Origin of the sequence: Mesorhizobium hawassense (genome assembly GCF_003289945.1) — a bacterium.
In the GTDB taxonomy this organism is placed as follows: Bacteria; Pseudomonadota; Alphaproteobacteria; order Rhizobiales; family Rhizobiaceae; genus Mesorhizobium; species Mesorhizobium hawassense.
Map to the genome: position 1 here is coordinate 15,482 of NZ_QMBP01000008.1, position 23,498 is coordinate 38,979.

Below are 23,498 nucleotides of genomic sequence, written 5' to 3' on the forward strand. Positions count from 1 at the left end.
CAGCGCGTGATTTCCCTGGGCTGCTTCATAAGGTTCTTACCCGTCAGTTGCTGAGCGTCATAGCCTTCGCGACGAGGGACTTAGCGTATACGCTCCACGGTGGCGCACTCGCCAGATTTACCAAGCGAAAAGGCCGCCCCAACGCTGTTTCATTCGGCTTCATTTGCCCGCGTTTTGCCAAAAAAAAAGCGCACCGGCCCGAGCTAGAGCGTCGGACGTTCATGTGAGTCCATATCCCGCGGCTGAGAAGTAATTTCTGCATTCTGTTGGGGAGAAGAGATTTCGGATGCCGCCGATGGCCTTCGAAAGGGCTGGCGATGGGCGGGAAGGAGCCGGTCGGTGCGGATGCGCCCGGCGCGAAGTTCAAGCCATCAGCGCAGCAGGCCCTCTCCTTCGAAATCTTCCCAGTCGTGCAGGTTGGTGCGAGCTGCGTCGCGACTACTGCCACTCGAATCTGCAGCCGCACGGCCTTGGGCACGCTTCATGGCGGCCTTCGCGGCCGCCCGGCGCCTATTTTCGACGGCTCTCGCGGCGTCTTCTTCCCGCTAGACGGTAACCGGTCACGATCGAGCACATCTTCGATGTGGCGCGGGTCGAACACATGAAAGGTGATCTTCCGAGCGCGCGCGAAGTTTGACCGTTCTGTTCGCGGCGCTCTGCAACCGACCGTTGCCCTTCCAGAGTTCCCACATGTTGAGTGGACGGCGCCCACCGTTCCGACGAAACACTCCCCTCCCAGGCTATTCGGAGTCAGGTTCAATGCCGACTGTCGCCGTCCCCATGCACTGCGTCGCGGTCCCGGTCGTTGGTCTTGTCGGGCGTCTTGGCGGCCGCATCCTGCTTTTCTTGACCCGTGTCTTTGCGCGGCTGGCGCCCCTGCTTTTCCGTGTATTTCGATTTGATGCATGCGCTCTGCGCGGCCGCCTATCAACTATTGGTTCTCGACAGACTATTGCCGAACGGTGACGTGCTTCCAGGCGGTGCAGTCCGGTTGAACAGCTAGTTCGCTACCTTCCTCCCTTGAAAAGACTGGCACTTTGCCACGTTTGTTGGCGAACGTTTCGCTCCCCCGAACAATGCAATATCGCCGCAGGTGATTCTGAGATTGCAAGGAAAATCACTGGGGATAATTTGGTCAGAAAGAGGGGTTCGAGTCCACGTTGTGGGCCGCCTCTGAAATATGCAGCGAAATCAAGTTACTTAAATGGATATTTTGGCGGGCCCGGAGGGTCATCGTTTTCTACAGGAAATCAATACGTTGGTGGGTGGTTCGCCAACCCGTTTCCTTCGTATGCTCTCGTATGGTCTGGCGAACCTAGTGACGAAGGGAAGAAATGATCCAAACTTAGAGGAAATTCCAGCGTATGTCCTGGCGACTTCCCCCTTCGCCGCCCCCTAACCAAGCTTCGAACGGTTCCCACTCTTTCCAGCCTCGGCCGATTGCTGCTTTGAGAGCAGACTGGCAGCTTTAAGCCTGACGACACTTTTGGGCACCTTGATTGCGGGGTCGTGGGATGGTCGTTCCCAGGCTAGACTAGCGCCTGAGTGGCCGCGTGGGGCATGCCACCGAAAGAAGGATGACTCAGTCGAAGAAGCCCGCATCCTCTTCGCTGAGATATTTCCGTGCCGCGTCGGCATCGATATCGAGGCCGAGCCCCGGCGCTTCCAGCAGGTCCACCATGCTGTCCTTCACGATCTGTTTCGGCAGGCCGATCACGAGATCCTCCCACCAAGGGTCGGAGGCGCTCGGATATTCGAAGGCTATGTAGTTGGCGGGCAAGGTGGCGCAGACATTGATCAGCGCGCCGAGGCCGAGCAGGCCGTTCGCGGTGCCGTGCGGCGCCATCAGGATCGAGTGCATATAGGCGTGCTCGGCGACCCATTTGAGCTCGGCGATGCCGCCGATATCGGCTGGATCGGGGCCGATGACGCGGACCGCCTGCGTCTCGATCAACTCCTTGAAATTGTGCCGCAGGTAGATCTGCTCGCCTGTATGGATCGGCGTCGAGGTGGACGTCGTCAATTCCCGATAGGCCTGCGGATTGACCCACGGCACATAATCGCCGGTCAGCATGTCCTCGAGCCACATCAAATTGTATTTCTCAACCGCGCGAGCGAATTGGATCGCGTCGGGCAGCATCCAGCCCGGGCCGCAGTCGAGCGCCAGGCTGACCTTGTCGCCCAGCACCTCCTTCATCGCGATCACGCAGTCGAGCATATGATTGAAACCGCGCTCGCTGATCACGCCCTGATCCATGGCGCCGTGATAGCCGGCCTTCTTCTGCGTCACGCCGTAGTGGAAACCCTCGATTGAGTCCTTCATGTTGGAGTGGAACGAGATACCCTGCTTGACCATGAAGAAGTTCTGCGGCTGCTCCATCATCCATTTGACGTCGGCGGCATAATCCTCCGGCCGGTCGCCCGTGCGCTTGCGGCGGATCGAGCCGTTATAGACGCGCACCTTGTCGCGCACCTTGCCGCCGAGCAGCTTGTAGGCCGGCACGCCCGCGGCCTTGCCGGCGATATCCCACAGCGCATGTTCGATGGCGCTCACCGCCGCGCCATAAGGCTTGAAAGAACCGCGCTGGCGGATCTTCAGCATTACCCGCTCGACGTCGGTCGGGTCCTCGCCGATCAGCGCCTCGCGGAAATGCAGCACAAAGGGCTTGAGATAGGTCTTCGTGTACTCGACCTCGCCCAGACCGTAGAGGCCCTCGTCGGTAATGATGCGGACGATCGGGTGCTTGCCTATGACGGCACAGCGCAGGTCGGTGATCTTCATGGCGCAGTCCTATTTCACAGACGAGAAAGCTGTCGGCGTGAGCAGCTGGCTGCTGATATTGGCAACGATCTGCCCGTCGCGCTCAGATTCGTCCCGGGCCCTGTGCCATGCCGGATCGGTGACGAAAGCCGCCCATTTCGCCTCACGCTCGGCCAGCGATTCCCAGGCGAGGAAATAGGTGAGGCGATTGCTGTTTTCGCCGATCACTGTGGTGAAAAACCCGGCTTGGCGGATGCCAAGCCTCTCCCAGATGGCCAGCGTTTGGTCGGAAAAGCGCTTGAGCAAAGCCGGCAGCCTGCCCGGCAGGCAGTCATAGATACGCAGTTCGTAGATCATCGTTTCGTCCGTTTCTTTCTTCGCCTTTCCCTTAGGAAAGGTCGACGCGAATGGTCGGTCGTTGGCCGCATGAGCCTGAGGGAATGAGGGCAGAGTGCCTGGGCTAACTCCAGGTCCGGTCCCAGCTATATTCATTGTCCCAATGCTCGGTGGATTGCCATATCCCGGTGACACCGGGCTGCAGATGCTGGCTGATCACCTCGTCGACCACATCGTCTATGCCCAACCCCGGGTTGTCGGGCACGGTGATGAAGCCGTCCTTGACGAGCGGCTTGGGAAGTCCGGTGACGATGTCGTCCCACCAGTCGACATCGGCGGAGTGGTATTCGAGCGCCATGAAGTTTTCGGTCGCGGTCGCGACATGTGCCGCGGCCATCGCCGCGATCGGGCTTTCGGCCATGTGGATCGCCATGGCGACGCCGTGGTCCTGCGCCATGTCGCCGATCTTCTTGGTTTCCAGGATGCCCCCGCTGGTGAGCAGGTCCGGATGGATAACGGAGAGACCACCGCTCTTGAGCAGAGGCTCGAAGCCCTCCTTGAGGTAGATGTCCTCGCCGGTGCAAATCGGCACCGTGGTGGCTTGCTGCAGCTGCCGGTACTGCTCGGTGTACTGCCACGGGATCACATCCTCGAGCCAGGCCGGGACGTATTTCTCGATACGGCGTGACAGGCGGATGCCGTCCTGCAGCGAGATGTGGCCGACATGATCGATGGCCAAGGGGATCTCGTAGCCGATGACCTCACGGACCTCGTGGATATATTGCTCGAGCAGGTCGATGCCCTTTTCAGTGAAATGCAGGCCCGTGAACGGGTGCTGTACGTTCTGCGCGTCATAGGCGAGATTGCGGGCCCTGCGTTCTTGGAGTGTGCCGCCCCGGCCGCGCGGATTGGCGTGAAATCCTTCGAGCGCGCCGGCGGGCGCTGTCACAGCGCCCGGAATGTGCGCGATCTGCATCAGGCCCAGGTCCATCTTAAGGAAAGTGAAGCCGCGCTCCATGCGTGCCTTGAGGCGCTTGCCGGTTTCGGTGCCGCTCGGCTTCTCGGCGTCCGTATCGCAATAGACGCGCACCTGATCACGAAACCTGCCGCCCAGCATCTGGTAGATCGGCGCGCCATAGGCCTTGCCGGCGAGATCCCAGAGCGCGATCTCGACCGCCGAGACGCCGCCGCCCTGCCTTCCATGTCCGCCGAACTGCTTGATGCGGCGGAACAGCCGGTCGATGTCGCAAGGGTTCTCGCCGAGCAGCCGGCTCTTCAGCATCAGCGCAAAAGTGGCGCTGGCGCCGTCCCGCACCTCACCAAGCCCGACGATGCCCTGGTTGGTGTAGATCTTGAGCAGCGCCGAGGTGAACGGCGCGCCGACGATCTCGGCCACCCGCATGTCGGTGATGCGAAGCTCTGACGGCCTGGAATTGGTGTTGACTCGATTGAGAGCCTCATCGGCTCCATCCGTTTTTGGCATGGCCTATCCTCGCTTGGCGGGCTTGTCGCCCCATATGCTGGCCGGCATGGAGGGTTGCTAGGCCAGCTCGATCTCGTGGGCCTGCAGGTATTCGCGGTTCATCTCGACGCCGAGACCGGGCTTCGACGTCAGCTTGAGGTTACCGTTCGAAACGTCGAGCGGTGTGTCGATGAGGTGATCGTATTTGGAAAGATCCCACTCCGAGGTTTCAAGCTTGTAGAAGTTGGGAACGGTCATCATCACCTGCGCTCCCGCGACCACGTTGATCGGTCCGGCGGCGTCATGCGGGGAGACCGGGACGTAGTAGGCTTCGCAAAGGGCGGAGATTTTCTTGAGCTCGGTGATGCCGCCGGTCCAGGTGACGTCAGGCATGATGTAATCGGCGAGCTTGTTCTCGAGCACCGGCACGAAATCCCATTTCGTGTGGCCGCGCTCGCCCCAGGAGATGGCGGCGCTGACCTTGTCGCGTACCTGCTTGAGCGCATTGAGGCTTTCGGGTGGGCAGGGTTCCTCGAACCAGTCGATCTGGCCGGCCTCCTCCAGGCTCCGGCAAAGGCGGATGGCGGTCGGGACGTCGAAGCGGCCATGCGCATCGATGAGAATATCGACATCAGGCCCGGCCGTTTCGCGGATCAGCGCCGTGAGCTCGGCCGCCTCGCGCTCGTCCTTGCGGGTCATGCCGCCGTCGAGATAGCCGTCCCGCCTTTCGCGGGCCACGCCATCGACGCCGGGACCCTGGTGGGGAAACGGGTCGAATTTGAGCCCCGTGTGGCCGGAGTCGACGATGTCGCGAATTTCGCGGACTACTGCTTCCTTGCTGGTGAATTTGGCCTGGTTGGGATGGGTGTAAAGCGAGATTTCATCGCGCACCGGTCCGCCAAGCAGCTCGTAGATCGGCTTGCCGAGCGCTTTGCCGCGGATGTCCCAGAGCGCAATGTCGATGGCGCTCACGCATTCGACGGCGGCGCCACGGCTGCCCATGTAGGTGAAGCTGCGGAAGACCTTGTGCCACAGATGCTCGATGCGCGCGGGATCCTCGCCTGCCACGGCAATCCCGATCTGGCGCAGGATCGTGCACAGCGCGCGGTTGGCGAGCTTCGTCGTGGTGGTGATCTCGCCCCAGCCACTGACCCCTTCGTCGGTCGTCACTTCGACGAACAGGTACTCTCCCCAGTAGGAAGCGTCGGACCTGACCAGCCACGGCCGAATGCTCGTGATTTTCATCTGGACTACCCTTTCTGAAATGGCCAGGCTGACGTTGCGGATCGGCTATCCTGCCCGGGCGGCGCTGCGCGCGCGCATGTGTTCGAGGACATGCCGGCCTGAGCCCTCGACATGGCGAGCAATCAGTTCGGCCGCCTTGTCGACTTCTCCCGATTTGACCAGCGCTATGAGCTCGCGGTGCTCGCGGATGATCGCGGCGCGGCGGGCGAGCGTGAAATTGAAACGACGGCTCACGGCCCGCAGCACCTCGCGATGCTTCCACCAGAGCTCGGCGGCGTGGCGGTTATAGTGCCGCTGGTACATCACCGTGTGGAAGGCCGTATCCAGCTCACTGTGCCTGAATGTGTCGGCAAAGTTGTTCTCCTCGATCAGCCCCTGGAGCCGTTCGAGTTCGGCGATGTCCTCGTCGGTCGCCATGCCTACAAACCAGCGCGTCAGGGCGGGCTCGATCAGAACGCCGATCTCGTAGATATCGCGGACAAAATCCTGATCTATGGGCCGTACGCGCGCCCCGCGATTGGGAAGAAAGGTGACGAAGCCTTCTCCGCGCAGCAGTTGCAGGGCCTCCCGCACCGGATTGGTCGAGGTGCCGTGACGTCGCGCGAGATCGGCAACCACAAGCCTTTCGTTGGCGGCTAGCCGTCCTTCGATGATGTCTTCCCTGATCAGTTCATAAAGCGAGGCGCCCTCGCTCGAGGCTCCGAGGGCGTCGATCCCCTCGGGTGGCTCCGCTTTGAAATCGTTCGTTTCGGCCAAGGCAGCCCCCAAGTCAATACACACACTGCCCTATATCACGCATGGCTTCGACAAAACAATGTACGATTTCGTGCGTTGACAGACAATCTGTGATCTGAAAACGTACAAAATGCTCGAACCGATACACAGAAGCATGCCCACGGACCGAACGAGCAAGGGCCGCCCTGCCTAGTCGCAGCGCGGCACGGGAGAGAAACAAGGAGGAGACCTATGACGAGGAGTACGCTCGGCGGTGCCGTCCTGCGCGGCACTGTCTCCACTGCTTTAATGGCATCGTTGATGTCGGCGCCGGCGTTGGCAGCGCCGCCGGTCGACCTGAGCAAGTGGTCGCCGGAATATGTGCGCTCGATTGCCGGGACGCAGGATTTTGATACGGCGGGCGACTGCGCCAAGGTCACCCCGCTCGACTACAAGGGGCGACTGACTTTCTGGTATCAGGGTGTGTTCGAGGGCGACCCAGACCTCCTGCGCCAATACTACAAGGATTTCTTCGAAACCTTCCGCAAGACCTACCCGAACATCCAGCTCGAGGAACAGGCCCTTACCTATAACGACCTGCTCGACAAGTTCCGCACCGCGCTGCTCGGCAACGCGGCGCCGATGGCGGTCCGCCTGCAAATCCTGGGCGGAACCGAGTTTGCCTCAAAGGGCTATCTGCAGCCGCTCAAGCCCGAGGACGTCGGCTATTCGACCGAGGATTTCTGGCCCGGCGCCATGAAGGCCGTAACCTGGGACGGCGTGACCTACGGCATTCCGACCAACAACGAGACGATGGCGTTCATCTGGAACGCCGATATCTTCAAGCGCGCGGGCCTTGATCCCGACAAGGCTCCGGCAACCTGGGACGACGTCGTCAAATATTCCAAGCAGATCCACGACAAGCTCGGCATCGCCGGTTACGGTCTGGTGGCGCGCAAGAATGCCGGCAACACGCCCTACCGCTTCATGCCGCAGCTATGGGCCTATGGCGGAGGCGTCTTCGACGAAGCCACGGCGAACCCGACCTACAAGGACATCGAACTCAACAGCGCGCAGAGCAAAGCGGCGCTGCAGGCCTCCTACGACATGTATGTTCGCGATAAGTCGGTTCCGGTTTCGGCGCTCACCAACCAGCAGGCCGACAACCAGCCGCTGTTCCTAGCCGGCCAGCTCGGCATGATGATCTCGCATCCGTCCGACTACAACGTCATGCTCGACCTGCAGAAGAAGGCGACGGGCACCGACAAGGACAAGGCGCAGACCGTCATCGACAACATGCGCTACGGCCTCATCCCGACCGGCCCCGACGGCAAGCGCGCCGTCGTGTTCGGCGGTTCGAACATTCACATCCTGAAGCCTGAATATGTAGAGGGCGGCAAGGTGGACGAGCCGGCGGCAAAGGCCATCATCTGCATGTGGACGAGTCCCGAATGGTCGCTGAAGATGGCCTATGCCGGCTCGAACCCCGGCAACCTCAACGGCTTCAAGACCAAATGGATGAAGGAGCGTCTGGACAGCATCAAGTTTCTCGATGTCACGACGTCGATGCTGCCATACGGCATCCCGTTCCCGGCCCTGCCGCAGTCGCCCGAGATCATGAACATCATCGTCCCGGACATGCTGCAGAATGCCCTGACAGGAGCGATGACCGTCGACCAGGCGGCGGACGACGCGGCCAAGAAGGTAAAAGACCTGATGGGCGGCGGACTCTAGTCCAGGCCTGAGCTGCGATCTCACCGGCTGCGCCGACGACGCAGCCGGTCCGTTCCGAAGAACAAGGGCACGCCAAAGTGACGATCGTGAGCGGCAAGGCCGAGGCTCGCCGAAGATTGCAATCCGCCAGGCCCGATGTGCTCCGCAAGATGTGGGAGCATCGTGCCGACTACGCCTATGTGCTTCCGGCGATTGCCGTGATGCTTGTCGTCATAGCTTATCCCATCTACTACACGATCGAGCTTTCGTTCTTCAACACGCCACCCGGCCTCCAGCTCCGCGACAAGATCTTCGTCGGCCTCAACAACTACACGGCCATCCTGACCAGTCCGGTGTTCTGGCAAGTCACCTTGAACACCTTGATCTGGACCGCAGCCTCCACTTTCATCTCCTTTGTCCTGGGCTTTGCCGCCGCGCTGGCGCTCCACCGCGACTTTTTCGGGCGCGGCGCCCTGCGCGCCATCCTGATCATTCCCTGGGTCATCAGCGCGGTCGCGGCCTCCTATATCTGGAAGTGGATCTACCATTCGGATTTCGGCATCATCGGCGCGGTGCTGGTCGAGCTCGGATGGGCCAGCCGGCCGCCGAATTTCATCGACAGCGTCTCAACGGTCCTGCCCTCGCTCATCGTCGTCAACATCTGGCGCGAGTTCCCTTTCGCCATGATCATGATGACGGCCGGCCTCCAGACCGTCCCCGAGCAGTTACTGCGCGCCGCGAAAGTCGATGGCGCCAACGCATGGCAGCGCTTCTGGCACGTCACCTTCCCGCATTTGCGCAATGTCTCGACGGTTACGATCCTGCTGCTCGCAGTCGCCAACTTCAACTCCTTCATCATCCCCTGGATCATGACCGGCGGCGGCCCGTCGAACGCTTCGCATATCTGGATCACCCATATCTATGAGCTTGCCTTCGGCCGTCAGCGGTGGGGCGTGGCCTCGGCCTATTCGGTGCTTCTGTTCATCATCCTGATGACGCTCGGCTACTTCTACGTCCGTGCGCTGAGCGGCAACGAGCGGAAGGATGGCGACGCATGAGCACGGTTTCCGAGACAGCCCCACGAGGCCAATCCGCGCGCCGCATGCGCATCGACGGATGGCGATGGGGCGGGCGTGCCTTCCTGGTGTTCATGCTGCTTTACACCGCCTTGCCGATGATCTGGATGCTGCTCACCTCGATCAAGTCTGGCTTCGCGGCGATGCAGTTTCCGCCGCAATGGTGGCCTGACCAGCCAACCCTTGCCAGCTACCAGAAACTGCTCGATCCGCAGAACAGCGTCGGCCAGGATTTCCTCCGCTTCTTCTGGAACAGTCTCATCGTCTCGACCGCCACGACCATCCTTTCGGTGATCGTGGCCGTGCCCGCGGCCTACGCGTTCTCGCGCTTCACCTTCCCGGGCCGCAACTTCCTGTTCTTCGCCGTCCTGCTGCGCAACATGTTCCCGGCGGTGATCTTTCTCGTGCCGCTCTTCATCCTGATGCGCGCGATCGGACTGGTGAACACGCACGGCTCGCTGGTTCTCACTTACCTCACCTTCGGCCTGCCGCTGGCGATCTGGCTGCTCAAGGGCTTCTACGACAACATCCCGGTGCAGCTCGAGCAGGCGGCACGCATCGACGGCGCGACGCGGTTCCAGGCCTTCGTCCTGATCGTGATGCCGCTCTCGGCGCCGGGCATCATCGCCACGGCGATCTATTCCTTCATCGGCGCCTGGAACGAATACATCTACGCCTACACCTTCCTCTCCAAGAACGAGCAACTGACGCTGCCGGTCGGCATCCAGCGCTTCTTCTCGGAGAACAGTACGGACTTTCCCGGCCTGATGGCGGCCAGCTTCATGATGAGCGTGCCCGTCGTGGTGCTGTTCCTTCTCCTGCAACGATACTTCGTACGCGCGCTCACAGAAGGCGCGGTCAAGCACTAGGGAGTTGCCGATGGCCCATGTGGTCCTCAAAGATCTCGTCAAGACCTATGGCAGCTTCAAAGCCGTCAACGAGGTTTCGCTGACGGTCAATGACGGCGAGTTCGTTGCGCTGGTCGGCCCCTCGGGCTGCGGCAAGACAACCACGCTCAATCTCGTCGCGGGCCTGACTTCGGTCACATCGGGTGACATCGCCATCGGCGATCGGGTGGTGAACGATCTCGACCCAAAGGACCGGGACATCGCGATGGTGTTCCAGAACTATGCGCTCTATCCGCAGAAGTCGGTCTACATGAACCTCGCCTTCCCGCTGCAGATGCGCAAGCTGCCCAAAGGCGAGATCGACAGGAAGGTCAGGGAAGCAGCGCGCGTGCTTGACATGACGCAGCTGCTCGAGCGCAAGCCACGCGAGCTTTCGGGCGGGCAACAGCAGCGCGTGGCGCTCGGCCGCGCCCTCGTTCGCGATCCGGCGGTGTTTTTGATGGACGAGCCGCTCTCAAATCTCGACGCAAAGCTGCGCGTGCAGATGCGGTCCGAGATCAAGCGATTCCACCAGGACCTCAAGGCGACGATCATCTATGTGACGCACGACCAGCTCGAGGCCGTGACCATGGCGGACAGGATGGCGGTGATGAATGGCGGCTATCTGCAGCAATATGATTCACCGGCGCAGGTTTTCGCCCATCCCGCCAACATGTTCGTCGCAAGCTTCGTCGGCAGCCCGGCGATGAGCCTCATTCCGCTGGAGGCATCCACGGCAAACGGCGGCGCCATCCTGACGAGCGCCGAAGGCTGGAGCCTCGCGCTGTCGCCGCGCAATGCTCAGAAGGTCGCTCGAGCAACGACCAGGAAGGTCGTGCTAGGTGCCCGGCATTCAACGATCAAGCTGCACAAGAGCTCCGTTGCCGGTGCCATTCCGGCCAAGGCCTACACGGTGGAGCCGACCGGAGACGTCACCTTCGTGCAAGCGTTCCTCTCCGGCGCCATCGTCAACATTAGCGTGTCCCCCAACATCACCGTCACACCCGACGAGCAGATCTGGCTCGAGTTCGACCAGGAGCGCATGCACCTTTTCGACAGCGAAACCGAAATGGCCCTCGAAGCCAACTGAGACAGCGAACGCATGGGGCACGAGGGGCAATGACCACGAAGATGAAGATCACCGCGATCAAGCCGTATCCGGTTTGGGCCGGGACTCGTAACCAGATGCTCGTCAAGGTCGAGACCGACAAGGGCATCTTCGGTTGGGGCGAGAGCGGCTTGAGCGGTCGCGAGAAGGCCGTGGCTGGCGCGATCGAGCACTATCGCGAGTTTCTCACCGGCCGCGACGCCATGCAGATCGGCCGGATCTGGCAGGAGCTTTATCGCAGCCAGTATTTCGAGGGCGGTCGGGTTCTGCAGGCCGCGATTTCAGCCATCGACATTGCCCTTCACGACATCAAGGGCAAGGCGCTGGGCGTTCCCGTCTACGAGCTGCTTGGCGGCAAGCAGCGCGACCGCATCCCGACCTTTGCCTCGACCGGAGACGAGGCCGAAGGCGACGCCGCCATCGAACGGGCTCGCGAACTGCGAGCCGAAGGGTGGCAGGCGATCCGCTTCTTCCCCACCGGGCAAAGCAGCAAGGATATTTTCGAGCCGCGCGAGTCGATCGGCGCTACCGCGACCATGTTGAACAAGGCTCGTGAAGTGCTGGGCGACCAGGTCGTGCTGGGCATCGACTATCATCATCGGCTGTCGGTGGCCGAAGCGGCGAGCTTCTGCAACAAGCTCGGCCGCGGCGTGCTCGATTTCCTCGAGGAACCGATCCGCGACGAGACGCCGGAGGCTTATGAGAGCCTGCGCAAGATGACCGACATCCCCTTCGCCATCGGCGAGGAGTTTGCCAGCAAATGGCAATTCCTGACCTACGTCGAGCGTGGCATCCACCAGTTCAACCGGCTCGATGTGTGCAATGTCGGCGGGCTCACCGAGGCGATGAAGGTCGCCGGCTGGAGCGAGGCGCATTATGTGGATTTGATGCCGCACAATCCGCTTGGCCCGGTGTGCACGGCCGCAACCATCCATCTCGGCGCGGCGGTGCCCAACTTCGCCTGGCTCGAAACCCGGGCGCCCGAAAGGAAGCTGGGCTTCGACAATTCAGACTTCTTCCCTGTGCAGCCAAGACTTGACGGGACCGACTACCCGGTCGGCGATCTGCCGGGTCTCGGCGTCGAGGTCAACGAGGCGGCGATCCAGGCGCAGAGTTTTCATTTCTGGGAAGCGCCGCATCTCAAGCGCCGCGATGGTTCCGTCACCAACTGGTAATTCCATCTCATCCGGAGTCCGATAATGACCCATACCCCCGACATCAAGCGGCCGCCCAAGGATCTGATCGACGCGCTGAAGGAGATCGGCGCCGCGACGGTTGCCGGCACGCTCGGCCATATGGGCTTCCGCAGCCCGCATATGGTCGGCCCCGTGGCGCAGAACCACGGCAAGTCGGTCGTCGGTCCGGCACTGACGCTGCAATTCCTGCCGCAGCGGCCGGACCTGTTCGACGAGGGAGAATATACCGATCCGGAAACGCAGCTGCACCGGCACGTGCTCTATCACGTGCAGGAGGGCGATGTCGTCGTGGTCGACGCGCGCGGCGACATGAGGTCGGGCGTCTTCGGCGATATGATGTCGACCTATTTCAAGGGCCGGGGCGGCGCGGGCATCGTCATCGACGGATGCATGCGCGACCGGCCCAATGTCGAGAAGCTCGACCTGCCGCTATGGCTGCGCGGCTGGACACCCAACTATCATGTGCAGACCAGCATCTATCCTAATGCCGTCAACGTTCCGATCGCCTGCGGCGGCGTCACGGTGATCCCCGGCGACATCATCGTCGCCGATGATGACGGCGCCGTGGTGGTTCCCGTCTCGATGGCGCCCATGGTGATCGAGGAGGCGCGGAAGCATCATGATTGGGAAGAATTTTCCCGAGAGAAGCTCATGCAGGGTGCGCCCTTGCAACGCTATTATCCGCTGCATGACGATGCCCGCGGAGAGTATGAGGCATGGCGCAAGACAAGGCGATAGCGGCTCCCAGGGGCACGGCACATAGCTACGCGCTCCCGTCGGTTCGTCCCATCGTCACAAGCGAGCGCATAAGCGTTTCCTTGGCCGACGACAGATGAGCGGTCGCGGCCAGTTCCACGCCGATGGGGTCATGACTTAACAGCGCGTCGATATAGGCCAGGTGTTCGATCAACGCTGCGTGGTTGCGCTGCTTCTCGTCACGCTTGTTCCATTGGTAGTGATAGTGAAAGATGAAGGTTATGATGTCGTAGAAGTCGTTGATGAAGCGATTTGGAGAAGCCTCGTTGACGAGCCGGTGAAACCGGTTGTCGAGGCTGGAAAAATCGTGGAACCGGTGCTCGATCTCGCTAAGCAGGTCGAGATGCGCGCGCTTCAGCGCCTCCAGTTTGGCCCAGAGCGGAGACTGGTCCGGTTGCCTGGCGAAGAGTCTTGCTGACCGAAGCTCGAACATCACCCGGATCTCGAACAGCTCGAGCGCGAAATCCTCTGTGAAGCCCTCGAAGATCCAACCCGAGTTCGGCCGCTTCTCGAGCAGACCGAACCGACTGAAGCGGATCAGGAATTCCCGAATTCCGCTTGTTGCGACGCCGAATTGCCGCGCGAGATCAAGCTCGTTGATCAATGTCCCTGGTTTGGTGTCACCGCGCAGCATCCATTCCATGAACTGCTGTTCGACATGGAGATTGCGCGACATCGTCTCGACATCTGGAAAGTAGTCGGTTGGTCGGATCTGCCTTTCTTCGGCTCTCGACCTCGCTGTAGAGACGATATCGCGACAAACTAGTTCCTTCAGAACCTTGCGAATGGTCGTGCGGCTTACGCCCAGCCGTCGCCTGAGCTCGTTCTCGGAGGGCAGCGGATCCTCGATCTCGCCCTGCGCTATGAAATCGAGCGTGCGGTTGAAGGCCTTTTTGAACACGGTGTCGGTTTTCATTAAGGCCAATCCTCCCCAGGCTTGTCCTTTTTGGCGAATTTTTATCCATAAAAAACAACTTGACGCAGCTGCGGATAGTATTGATTTTTATCGATAAGAGGAAGAGCAAAGTACAGGGCGTAGCGCAAGTCGTGGAGCATAACTCCCCGACGATGGGGGATCATTTGCCTGAAATAACAAATAATTCTTCGGAAAACTCCGATAGAATTACCACGCACGCTCAATCCATTCAGCCGAGCAAGCTGTCTATCTTGCTGTCTATACTGAATTTTGGACCATCGCTGATTCTGTTGCTTCTCATAGCTATGTTGAGCTTGACATCGCCCTATTTTCTCACTCCTCGCAACATCAGCAATATCCTGGCGCAGACGGCTGTGATCTCGGTCGTTGCGATGGGGCAGCAGCTGGTGATCCTGACCCGGGGCATCGACCTCTCCGTCGGGTCGAACCTGGCCTTGGCATCGGTTTTGGGAGCCCTGTCGTTTCATGCGGGAGCGCCGGCCGCTCTGGTGATCGCGGTAATGATCGTTTCCGGCGCCGCGGTCGGCGCGGTCAATGGCGGCTTCTACGTCTTCGGCCGATTGCCGCACCCTTTCATCATCACGCTTGCCACCTTGAGCATAGCCAAGGGACTGGCGCTGCAGCTTGCCGAAGGGCGCGCCATTCCGGGCATGCCGCCCGAGATAAGCGCGCTCGGCACGGACGCACTCGGCGGGCTGCCCGGCTCGGTTTTCGTGGTGCTCGCCGTGGCGGCCGCATTCTTCGTGGTCACCAGGACGATGGTGTGGGGCCGCTGGATCTACGCCGTCGGCGGCCGGCCGGATGCCGCGCTGCGTATGGGCATTCCGGTGTCGTGGGTGCTGGTTTCGACCTATGTCGTGTCAGGCACCTGCGCGGGCATCGGCGCCGTAATCCTGGCCGGCAGGACCGATGCCGGCTCGCCGTTGTTCGGCAATCTGCTCGAGCTCGACACGATCGCAGCCGTCATCATCGGCGGCGCCAGCTTTCTCGGCGGCCGCGGACATCTTGGCAATGCGCTGATCGGCGCCTTGATGATCGGCGTCATCCGCAACGCGCTCAACCTGCTCAACGTCAACATCTTTTTCCAGCTCATCGTCATCGGCGTGGTCATCGTGATCGCGGTCGAGGGTGACGTCCTTCGCAATCGCCTCGAAGGGCGAGTGCGGGTGCTTCAGGCAGGGAAACAATCGTGAGCGCGACCCCTTCCCCACTCCATCGCCACGGCAGTGATGCGGACCGGCCGGTACTGTCCGTCACGGGGGCGACCAAGCGGTTCGGCTCGGTGCTGGCGCTCAGTGGAATCGACGTCACGGTGCGGCGCGGGGAAATCCTGTGCCTTCTTGGCGACAACGGGGCCGGCAAGTCCACGTTGATCAAATGCATCAGCGGCGTGCACCATCTGGACTCGGGCTCGATCGAGATCGGCGGGGTGGTCACGCCCATGCGATCGCCTGCGGAAGCGCGCGCCGCGGGCATCGAGACCGTGTACCAGGACCTTGCGCTGTTCGACAATCTGACACCGGCTCAGAACTTCTTTGCTGGCCGCGAGATCGCAGGGCCGCAATGGCTACCGCGCGGCTTGCGCTTCCTCAACCAACGACGGATGGATGCAGAGACGGCGTCCCTGCTTGCCAATCTCAAGGTGAAATTGCCGAGAAACGACGCCGTCGTGGCGATGATGTCGGGCGGACAGAGGCAGGCCATCGCCGTGGCGCGATCGACGGTTTTCGCGCGCAAGGTGGTCATCCTTGACGAGCCCACCGCGGCGCTCGGTCTGCGCGAATCCCGACAGGTCCTGGATCTGGTGGCGAGGCTCCGGGACCAGGGCAACGCGGTGATCCTGATCACGCACAACATGGAACATGTGATCGAGCTCGCCGACAGGGCAGTCGTGCTGCGGCAAGGGCGCAAGGTTGGCGAGCTTATCCCCACGCCTGACAACAAGCAGCAGCTGGTAGCCATGATCGTCGGGGCCTGAGAACAACGAGTTTGCGGGGCTGCAGGGGCAGTCCGCAGGTGAGGGGGTCACCCTTCCTCCGGAAGGGACCCAAAAGGGAGGAACGAGCATGAAATGGCAAGGAAGACTTCTGGGAGGGCTGGCGATCGCAATGGCATTCGCGCTGCCGTCCCATGCGGCCGACAAGATCAAAATCGGCCTGATCACCAAGTTCCCTGTTCCATTCTATTCGACGATGGAGGAGGCCGCCAAAAAATATGCGGCAGCCCATCCCGAGGTCGAACTGGTGACCGGACAGGGTCAATCGGCGACAGACATCGAAGGCCAGATCGCCCTGATCGAGTCTATGATAACGCAAGGCGTCAAGGGCCTCGCCATCACGCCTGTCGATCCGACCGTGGCTCCGGCTCTCGACAAGGCCGTGGCGGCAGGCATCAAGGTGGTGCTGGTCGACAACGGCATACCGAACTGGAAGGGCTCGACCGCGCTGGTCTCCACCAACAATCTCAATGGCGGAAAGATCGCGGGCGAGTATCTCAAGACGGTTCTCAAGTCCGGCGACAAGATCGGCATCCTGCAGGGCGTGCCGGGCGTTCCAGCGCTCGATGATCGCGTCACCGGGATGATGCAAGGCCTCGGCGATCTCAAGGTGGAGGTCGTCGGCAAGGGAGCGACCAACTGCACCCTGGAACTGGGAACATCAGTCGCGGAGGACATCCTCACCGCCAACCCCGACCTGAAGGCAATCTACGCCGCTTGCGGACCGCCTATTCCGGGCGCAGCGAAGGCGATTGCCAATGCCGGGATTGCCAACGACAAGTTCATCCTCGTCGGCTTCGACGCCTGCTGCGGTGAGATCGAAGCGATCAAATCAGGGGCGGAGGACGCAAGCGTCGCGCAGTTTCCAGCCAAGATGGGTGAGCTTGGTATCGACACCGCCGTCAAGGCGGTACGCGGTGAGCCTGTCGAAGCGAACGTCGACACCGGCGCGGGGTTGGTGACGGCAGCCAACGTCAAGGACTTCGAGTAGGCGAACCACCGCCTGGCGGCCCAGTGATCGGCCGCCGGCGGTGGCCACGCTATGGCGGTGATTGCCCGACCAAGCGCACGGGAGCGGATGTCAGCCTGCTGGTCCGCCCGCCCAATCGACGAGGAGTGTCCTTGCCATGAAAGCCGTCGTCTGTCTTTCGCCGGGCAGCCTGACTCTCGCGGACCTGTCCTTGCCTCCTGCGCCACCGCCGGGCTGGGCATTGCTGAGCGTGAGCCATGTCGGAATTTGCGGAACCGACTATCACATATTCGAGGGCAAGCATCCTTTTCTGACGTATCCCCGCGTGATGGGTCACGAGGTGTCCGCCACTATAACAGCGGTTGGCGAAGGCGTGGATCTTGAGATCGGCCGGCCAGTAATCGTCAACCCCTATCTGGCTTGCGGCCGCTGCATTGCCTGCCGCCAGGGTAAGCCGAACTGCTGTTTGGCCATCGAAGTGCTCGGCGTCCATCGCGACGGCGCCATGTGTGAGCAGATTCTGGTGCCAGCCGGCAACCTCTATCCCGCCGATGGCCTGTCCTTGCGCGATGCCGCGGCCGTCGAGTTTCTTGCGATAGGCGCACATGCTGTTCGACGCTCCGCGGCCGGCCACGGGAAGCGCGCTCTGGTCATCGGCGCAGGACCCATCGGTCTCGGCACCGCTCTATTCGCCAAGATAGCGGGCCAGGACGTCGTGCTGCTCGATATCGACCGGGAAAGGCTGGACTTCGCCGAGCAGGGGCTTGGGCTCACGGTGATCGACGGCTCTTCGGCTGACAGCGCCGAAACATTGCGCATTCGCACGCGCGGCGAGAACTTTGACGTCGTCTTCGACGCCACCGGAAACAGCGCGTCGATCATGGCCGCCTTCGCCCATGTGGCGCATGGCGGCACGCTGGTCATGGTCAGCGTCGTCAAGGACGACATCACCTTCTCGGATCCCGAATTCCACAAGCGCGAGATGACGCTGACGGGCAGCCGCAACGCCGCCAAGGCCGATTTCGACCAGGTCATCGCGTCGATCCGGGGCGGCCTCATACCGATCGCGAAACTCTTGACGCATCGCACGACCCTCGCCGAAAGCCCGCGCGATATCCCTCACTGGTCACGCCACAAGTCCGGGCTGATCAAAGCCGTCATCGAGGTACAAGGGCATGGCTGACCGCATTTGCTGTCGTTACAGATGCCCGCCAGACTAGATTTTGCCCTGCTCCAGGTTTTCCTTCACTTGGAAGGGCCGATCGTGCCGGCGCCGCTGCCGACACGTCCGTTGAGCACGGCGGCGTCAGCCGTGCCACGGGATTGGGAGACCGGTGGCAGTCCAAGGGATGGATCGAGTCGTACGCCTTGTGACGCGCAAGCCGATGCTTGGCGAACCTCGTGGCGAACCACCCTATAAAGCATTGATAAATAACGATAATGGTGGGCCCGGAGGGCGTCTTGAATTCATTGATTTTGTTGGCTTTTTCGTGGGCCAAAATCAGAAATCTTCCCGTATCGTTCCGCCGGTTGGGCGGCTGCCCTCTATCTCTCACCAAAGACCGGATTATCAATGACTCGATGCAGACGGATCGCCAATTCTAACGCGAACCGCTTGTCGGGCGTTTCGACATCGATGCCGAACAATTCCTGGATACGCGCCAGCCGGTAACGGAGCGTCGTCACATGCAAGCCCATCCGGTCTGCGCAGGCCTGCGCCCGGCAAGCTTCCTGCAAAAAGGCCGAGAGCGTCTCAAAATAGGGCGTCTCGTGCTCGCGGTCATGCTCGGCCATCGCACCGACGCTTTCGCGGACGAAGCTCCTGACATCACCCACATCTGCAGCCGAAACCAGCATCGGAAGCGGACCGAAATCCTGTGTCGAAACCGCGCCGGTCAGACCGAACGAGCGTCCGATGCGGATCATCCGATTGCAGCGGTCCCAGGCAGACGGATAGTCGTCCAACCCTGCGCAGCGTGTGCTCGCAACGACGATCGGCGCTTCGTCGAAATAGCGCTCCATTTCCTCGGCGATCCGCTGCATGACTTTACCGGTCTTTTCCCGCCGCCGCGCCGTCTCGTACGGCATCAGGCAGACGAGGCCGCCTTCGATCGCCACGAGATTGGTCGTAAGCCCGGCCTGCTGCATCACCCGGGAAATGGTGTGCTCGACATCGACCGAACCTCCACCGAAAGCCTTCGCCTTTTCGGGAAAATCCACCACGATCATCTGCTGTGGCGAGGCGAAATCCAGCCCAAGCCGCGTGGCGCGCTGGGATATGTCGGCCGGATTACGCCAGCGCCGTTCCACAACCTCGAAAAAGAGCTCGCTCTGCGTCCTTGTCTCGAAGCGGAAGCGCAGGAAGCTGCGCATCATCTGAACGCTGAGCGCGAATTTCGCGCTGTCCAGCATGATCTGATCCAGCTCGCCCGACGTCGCCGGATTAGAGAAGATAATGAGCGCGCCGACATGCTGTTTGTCCACCATGAGCGGCTCCATTCGAGCCGCCACCTTCAACCGTGTCGAACCTGTATCGAGAAGGATCGGTACCATTTTGGCGCTGACGGCATCGATACTTTCCCGCGCAGCCTTGGTCAGAGTCCCGGCGAATGCGCCACTAGCTGCAGCCTGCCAGGCGTCATCATCGAGAGTATCGGGAAGCGGCGAACGACCAGCGATGATCTGGTTGGCGGTAAAATCCACAACTATCAGGGGATCCGGCAAAAGCCTTCCAGCCATCGAGGCAAGCGAGGAAACAGAGCCGTCGCTCAGCACGTGTTCCAGCATCGACGTATGGGCTGCCAGTGCCCGGTCCAGGCGCCCTGCGGCCTTCTCTTCCGCGGCCAGGCGGCGCTGTTTTTCCACCGCGATAGCGCCCAGATGCACGATCGTGCCCATGAAAGCGAGCTCTTCCTCGGTCATTTCCGTGACGGAACGCGAAACCACGGTCAACACCATCGGCCGGTTTTGTTCGTCGATGCAGTTCATCGGCATGACGAGAACCGTGCGGTAATCCCGCTCGAAGGCTTCCTTGCGATAGCCGGGAAATTCTTCCGATTCTCGCACGTCGCGAATGTAGACGGGCTCGTTGCGTTGCAGGGCAATCAGCGAGGGGCTGGTTGCCAGTTCCCAACGATCGGTCAAATTTCGCGGAATGATACCGGGATCGTGCCGGGCGATGACATAGGCATAACCGTTCGCCGCATCGATGCCCATGATCGAACCGAGCGTCCAGTTGCCGTGCCTGCAGGACGCGGCGACAAGTTGCGTCAGGATGGTGATGATATCCCCGCCACTGTTGATCTGGCTCGCAACCTCGCGAAGGGAAAGTATCTTCGATTTCTGATCCAAGCCTTTTCCTGTCATTATCGCACGATAATGCACCGGGCGACCATGCTTGTCTACTATCTTCCGATGGAAGAGGTGAGCATCCAATTCTCTGTTTCATTGGAAGAATGATCTTTTTGACGCGCTAGGCCCGATACAGAATGCAGGCAGGTTGTCGGGTCGGCATGGCTCGCAACGTGGGTCGCTACTTCACCTATGCAGTCAGCTGACGATCCTTCCCCCGCCATTTTGAGACCATCGCGAGCGAAGGCTCCTGCTCTTTCAACGCTCCATCGCCGCAGTTTGATAGGGCTCAAAACGCCGCTCCGCTTCTGGTCATCGCGTATCCCCAGACTTGCGTAAGCCGGACCCTTGAAGATCCCCCGACGTTCCATCGAAACGATGTAAAATCTTGGCCGGACTTTACTAGGTGGCGATGGAAGATGGCGCGAAACCTAGCATCTACGTTGAATGGCAGAACGAAAGGAAATCGTCTCGCCATGACCGAGATTCACCCAGCTATCGACCCGATCGCCCTCCGAAAGGCGTTTGGAACATTCGTCACCGGGGTGACGATCGTCACCACCTACGACTGCGATGGCAACCCGCGCGGCATGACAGCAAATTCGTTCACGTCGGTTTCGCTCGATCCTCCTTTGCTTCTGATCTGCATCGGAAAATCCGCTTCAAGCTATAATGCCTTCAGCCAGACGGAAAGTTTCGCCGTCAACTTCCTGCACGAAGGACAGGTAGATGTTTCCGGAACCTTCGCGTCTAAAACCGCCGACAAATTTGGCTCGGTACGCCATCACCGGGTACATACAGGCGCGCCGATCCTGGCCGACAGCCTTTCATGGTTCGACTGCACCGTCTTCAATCGCGTCGAGGCCGGCGATCACGTTATCCTGATCGGTGAAGTCCGCGCCTTCGGAACCAGCCCGCAAGCCCCTCTCGGCTTCTGTCGTGGTCGCTACGCCAACGTAAAGGATCCGCTGCCGGAAGGTTGGCTGGAAGCGCAAGGCATGGTGATCGGTTATCTGGTCGAGGCCAACGAATCCGTGCTCCTGCGCGCGGATGGCAGGGGCGGCTGGGTATTGCCGGTCGGGCGCAAGCGCAAGGCGGATACAGAACTGAAGCTCAGCGAGGACAGCGCGCTTTCCCTGCATCCCGACGCGACTTTTCTTTATTCGGTCTACGACGTGGCGGACACCGACCCGGGCCATCTGATCTACCGTGCCGAGCTATCTAGCCATGCGGCTGTTCCGGAGCTTCCGCAAGGCTATCGTTTCTTCCCGGTCGACGAGATCCCCTACGACCTGATCCCGACACGCCAGTTGCAGTCGGTCCTGCGCCGCTACGCGCGCGAAAGGCAGGATCGATCTTTCGGTATCTACATGGACTCGGGCGACGGCGGCCGGTTCGCGACCATCGAAGGTCAGGCGCGGCCCTGGTCCAACGCGATCATCAAGTAAAATCGGATTTGGGGAGACGGGAATGCAAACAACCGCCGAAGCCATCAAGGGTAAGCGTCTCGGCCTGTTCATTGACGGTCGTTTCGTCGAACCTCGAAGCGGCAAATTCGTCGACAGCTTCGATCCGACGACCGGCGAAGCCTGGTACCAGTTTGCCGAGGGCGGCGCTGATGATGTCGACATTGCCGTCGCCTCTGCCCGGCGCGCCTTCCGTGATCCGTCATGGCGGCGCATGACGCAGACTGCTCGCGGCAAGCTGGTCCGCCGGCTCGCCGATCTCGTGTTGGAGCATGCTGAAGATCTCGCTTTGCTGGAGACCCGCGACAACGGCAAGCTGATCAAGGAGATGCGCGCCCAGATGCGGGCGATTCCGGACTCTTACATCTACTTCGCCGGCATGGCCGACAAGCTGCAGGGCGACACGATCCCGGTCAACAAGCTCGACCAGCTGAACTTCAACATGCGCGAGCCGCTTGGCGTCGTCGGCATGGTGACGCCGTGGAATTCGCCGCTGATGCTGCTCACCGGAACGCTCGCCCCGTGCCTTGCGATCGGCAACACGGTGGTGATCAAGCCTTCCGAACACGCAACCGCATCGACGCTGGCCCTTGCCGAGTTGATCGTCGAGGCCGGGTTCCCTGCCGGCGTCGTCAATGTCGTTACGGGTGGCGGCGCGGTGACGGGCGAGGCTTTGACCCGGAATAAGAGCATTGCCAAATTCGTCTTTACCGGCAGCACGGCGACCGGCCGGCGGATCGCGGCCAATGCAGCGGCCAATCTGGTACCATGCCAGATGGAACTGGGCGGCAAGTCCCCGCATGTCGTGTTCTCGGACGTCGATATCGAAAAGACGGTCAACGGAGTGGTCTCGGGCGTCTTCGCTGCCGCCGGGCAGACTTGCGTTGCGGGATCGCGCTGCTTCGTCGAGGCCAATATCTACGACAGGTTCGTAGAGGCATTGGTTGAGCGCACCCGGACCATCAGGCTCGGCGACCCGATGGATGACTCAACAGATATCGGCCCGCTTGCGCTTGAAAGCCAATTGCCGAAGCTCGAGGGTTACGTTGCATCCGGCGTGCGGGAAGGCGCCCGCATCGCGATCGGCGGCAAGCGTCCGCAGTCGCAAGAACTTTCCAAGGGCTGGTATTTCGAGCCCACTGTCATGGCCGACGCCACCAACGACATGAGCTTCATGCGCGACGAGCTTTTCGGCCCGATGGTCGGCGTGATGCCGTTCTGCTCGGAAGAGGAGATGATCACGCTTGCCAACGACACGAATTATGGCCTCGCCTCCGGCATCTGGACGCAGAACATCGACCGCGCCATGCGGTTCGCCAACCAGATCGATGCCGGCACCGTATGGATCAACACCTACCGGTCGGCCGCCTACATGTCCGCCAACGGCGGCTTCAAGGAAAGCGGCTATGGCCGCCGAGGCGGCTTTGACGTGATGCGCGAATTCTCCCGGGCGAAGAACGTCGTCATCGACTACTCGGGCGCCATGCAGGACCCGTTCGTGATCCGTCTTCGCTAACTCATTCA

Annotated in this window: 19 protein-coding genes; 12 read left to right on the forward strand and 7 right to left on the reverse strand. The window is 61.0% G+C overall.

What is annotated here, in order from left to right; translation table 11 throughout:
• Positions 1-1,582: 1,582 nt before the first annotated feature.
• The 5 genes from DPM33_RS17380 to DPM33_RS17400 form a co-directional block, all read right to left on the reverse strand.
• Positions 1,583-2,782 (reverse strand): mandelate racemase/muconate lactonizing enzyme family protein, encoded by a 1,200-nt coding sequence (locus tag DPM33_RS17380; RefSeq protein ID WP_112098680.1) that lies wholly within the window; start codon positions 2,780-2,782, stop codon positions 1,583-1,585.
• Between the two features lie 9 nt (positions 2,783-2,791).
• Positions 2,792-3,118, reverse strand: a complete 327-nt coding sequence (locus DPM33_RS17385; protein WP_112098681.1) for an NIPSNAP family protein — start codon at positions 3,116-3,118, stop codon at positions 2,792-2,794.
• A 103-nt stretch (positions 3,119-3,221) separates the two neighbouring features.
• Complete coding sequence (locus tag DPM33_RS17390; RefSeq protein WP_112098682.1) at positions 3,222-4,580, reverse strand: mandelate racemase/muconate lactonizing enzyme family protein; 1,359 nt, start codon at positions 4,578-4,580, stop codon at positions 3,222-3,224.
• 57 nt (positions 4,581-4,637) lie between these two features.
• Positions 4,638-5,804 (reverse strand): mandelate racemase/muconate lactonizing enzyme family protein, encoded by a 1,167-nt coding sequence (locus tag DPM33_RS17395; protein WP_112098683.1) that lies wholly within the window; start codon positions 5,802-5,804, stop codon positions 4,638-4,640.
• A gap of 45 nt (positions 5,805-5,849) precedes the next feature.
• Positions 5,850-6,560: a GntR family transcriptional regulator gene (locus tag DPM33_RS17400; RefSeq protein ID WP_112098684.1), complete on the reverse strand. Its 711-nt coding sequence runs from the start codon at positions 6,558-6,560 to the stop codon at positions 5,850-5,852.
• Positions 6,561-6,770: 210 nt separating this feature from the next.
• On the opposite strand from DPM33_RS17400, the gene DPM33_RS17405 reads away from it, so the two are divergent.
• The 6 genes from DPM33_RS17405 (at position 6,771) to DPM33_RS17430 (ending at position 13,236) form a co-directional block, all read left to right on the forward strand.
• Positions 6,771-8,252 (forward strand): ABC transporter substrate-binding protein, encoded by a 1,482-nt coding sequence (locus DPM33_RS17405; protein ID WP_112098685.1) that lies wholly within the window; start codon positions 6,771-6,773, stop codon positions 8,250-8,252.
• Positions 8,253-8,329: 77 nt separating this feature from the next.
• Positions 8,330-9,289, forward strand: a complete 960-nt coding sequence (locus tag DPM33_RS17410) for a carbohydrate ABC transporter permease (protein ID WP_112098686.1) — start codon at positions 8,330-8,332, stop codon at positions 9,287-9,289.
• Positions 9,286-10,176: a carbohydrate ABC transporter permease gene (locus DPM33_RS17415; RefSeq protein WP_112098687.1), complete on the forward strand. Its 891-nt coding sequence runs from the start codon at positions 9,286-9,288 to the stop codon at positions 10,174-10,176. Before DPM33_RS17410 ends, DPM33_RS17415 begins: the two co-directional genes overlap by 4 nt.
• Before the next feature lie 10 nt (positions 10,177-10,186).
• Positions 10,187-11,284 carry an ABC transporter ATP-binding protein gene (locus DPM33_RS17420; protein WP_112098688.1) on the forward strand — a complete coding sequence of 366 codons (1,098 nt, stop codon included), beginning with the start codon at positions 10,187-10,189 and terminating at the stop codon, positions 11,282-11,284.
• A 29-nt stretch (positions 11,285-11,313) separates the two neighbouring features.
• Positions 11,314-12,477 (forward strand): mandelate racemase/muconate lactonizing enzyme family protein, encoded by a 1,164-nt coding sequence (locus tag DPM33_RS17425; RefSeq protein WP_112098689.1) that lies wholly within the window; start codon positions 11,314-11,316, stop codon positions 12,475-12,477.
• Positions 12,478-12,501: 24 nt separating this feature from the next.
• Positions 12,502-13,236, forward strand: coding sequence for a ribonuclease activity regulator RraA (locus DPM33_RS17430; RefSeq protein ID WP_112098690.1), 735 nt, complete (start codon positions 12,502-12,504; stop codon positions 13,234-13,236).
• A gap of 25 nt (positions 13,237-13,261) precedes the next feature.
• Here the strand turns inward: DPM33_RS17430 and DPM33_RS17435 are convergent, their stop codons facing one another.
• Positions 13,262-14,170, reverse strand: coding sequence for a GntR family transcriptional regulator (locus DPM33_RS17435; RefSeq protein WP_112098691.1), 909 nt, complete (start codon positions 14,168-14,170; stop codon positions 13,262-13,264).
• Positions 14,171-14,451: 281 nt separating this feature from the next.
• On the opposite strand from DPM33_RS17435, the gene DPM33_RS17440 reads away from it, so the two are divergent.
• The 4 genes from DPM33_RS17440 to DPM33_RS17455 all read left to right on the forward strand — a co-directional run bounded on the left by DPM33_RS17440 (position 14,452) and on the right by DPM33_RS17455 (position 18,340).
• A complete protein-coding gene (locus DPM33_RS17440; protein WP_342634355.1) occupies positions 14,452-15,384 on the forward strand; it encodes an ABC transporter permease in 933 nt (310 codons plus the stop codon).
• On the forward strand, positions 15,381-16,169 hold the full coding sequence (locus DPM33_RS17445) for an ATP-binding cassette domain-containing protein (protein ID WP_112098693.1): 789 nt from the start codon (positions 15,381-15,383) through the stop codon (positions 16,167-16,169). Before DPM33_RS17440 ends, DPM33_RS17445 begins: the two co-directional genes overlap by 4 nt.
• A gap of 88 nt (positions 16,170-16,257) precedes the next feature.
• Complete coding sequence (locus tag DPM33_RS17450; protein WP_112098694.1) at positions 16,258-17,178, forward strand: sugar ABC transporter substrate-binding protein; 921 nt, start codon at positions 16,258-16,260, stop codon at positions 17,176-17,178.
• 136 nt (positions 17,179-17,314) lie between these two features.
• Positions 17,315-18,340, forward strand: a complete 1,026-nt coding sequence (locus tag DPM33_RS17455) for a zinc-binding alcohol dehydrogenase family protein (RefSeq protein WP_112098695.1) — start codon at positions 17,315-17,317, stop codon at positions 18,338-18,340.
• A gap of 362 nt (positions 18,341-18,702) precedes the next feature.
• On the opposite strand, the gene DPM33_RS17465 is transcribed toward DPM33_RS17455, so the two are convergent.
• On the reverse strand, positions 18,703-20,508 hold the full coding sequence (locus DPM33_RS17465; protein ID WP_112098696.1) for a helix-turn-helix domain-containing protein: 1,806 nt from the start codon (positions 20,506-20,508) through the stop codon (positions 18,703-18,705).
• Between the two features lie 476 nt (positions 20,509-20,984).
• Here DPM33_RS17465 and DPM33_RS17470 point away from each other — a divergent pair, with 476 nt between their 5' ends.
• Together DPM33_RS17470 and DPM33_RS17475 are read left to right on the forward strand one after the other, a co-directional pair.
• A complete protein-coding gene (locus DPM33_RS17470; protein WP_112098697.1) occupies positions 20,985-21,956 on the forward strand; it encodes a flavin reductase in 972 nt (323 codons plus the stop codon).
• Positions 21,957-21,978: 22 nt separating this feature from the next.
• Positions 21,979-23,490 (forward strand): aldehyde dehydrogenase, encoded by a 1,512-nt coding sequence (locus DPM33_RS17475; RefSeq protein WP_112098698.1) that lies wholly within the window; start codon positions 21,979-21,981, stop codon positions 23,488-23,490.
• The last annotated feature ends 8 nt before the right edge of the window (positions 23,491-23,498 follow it).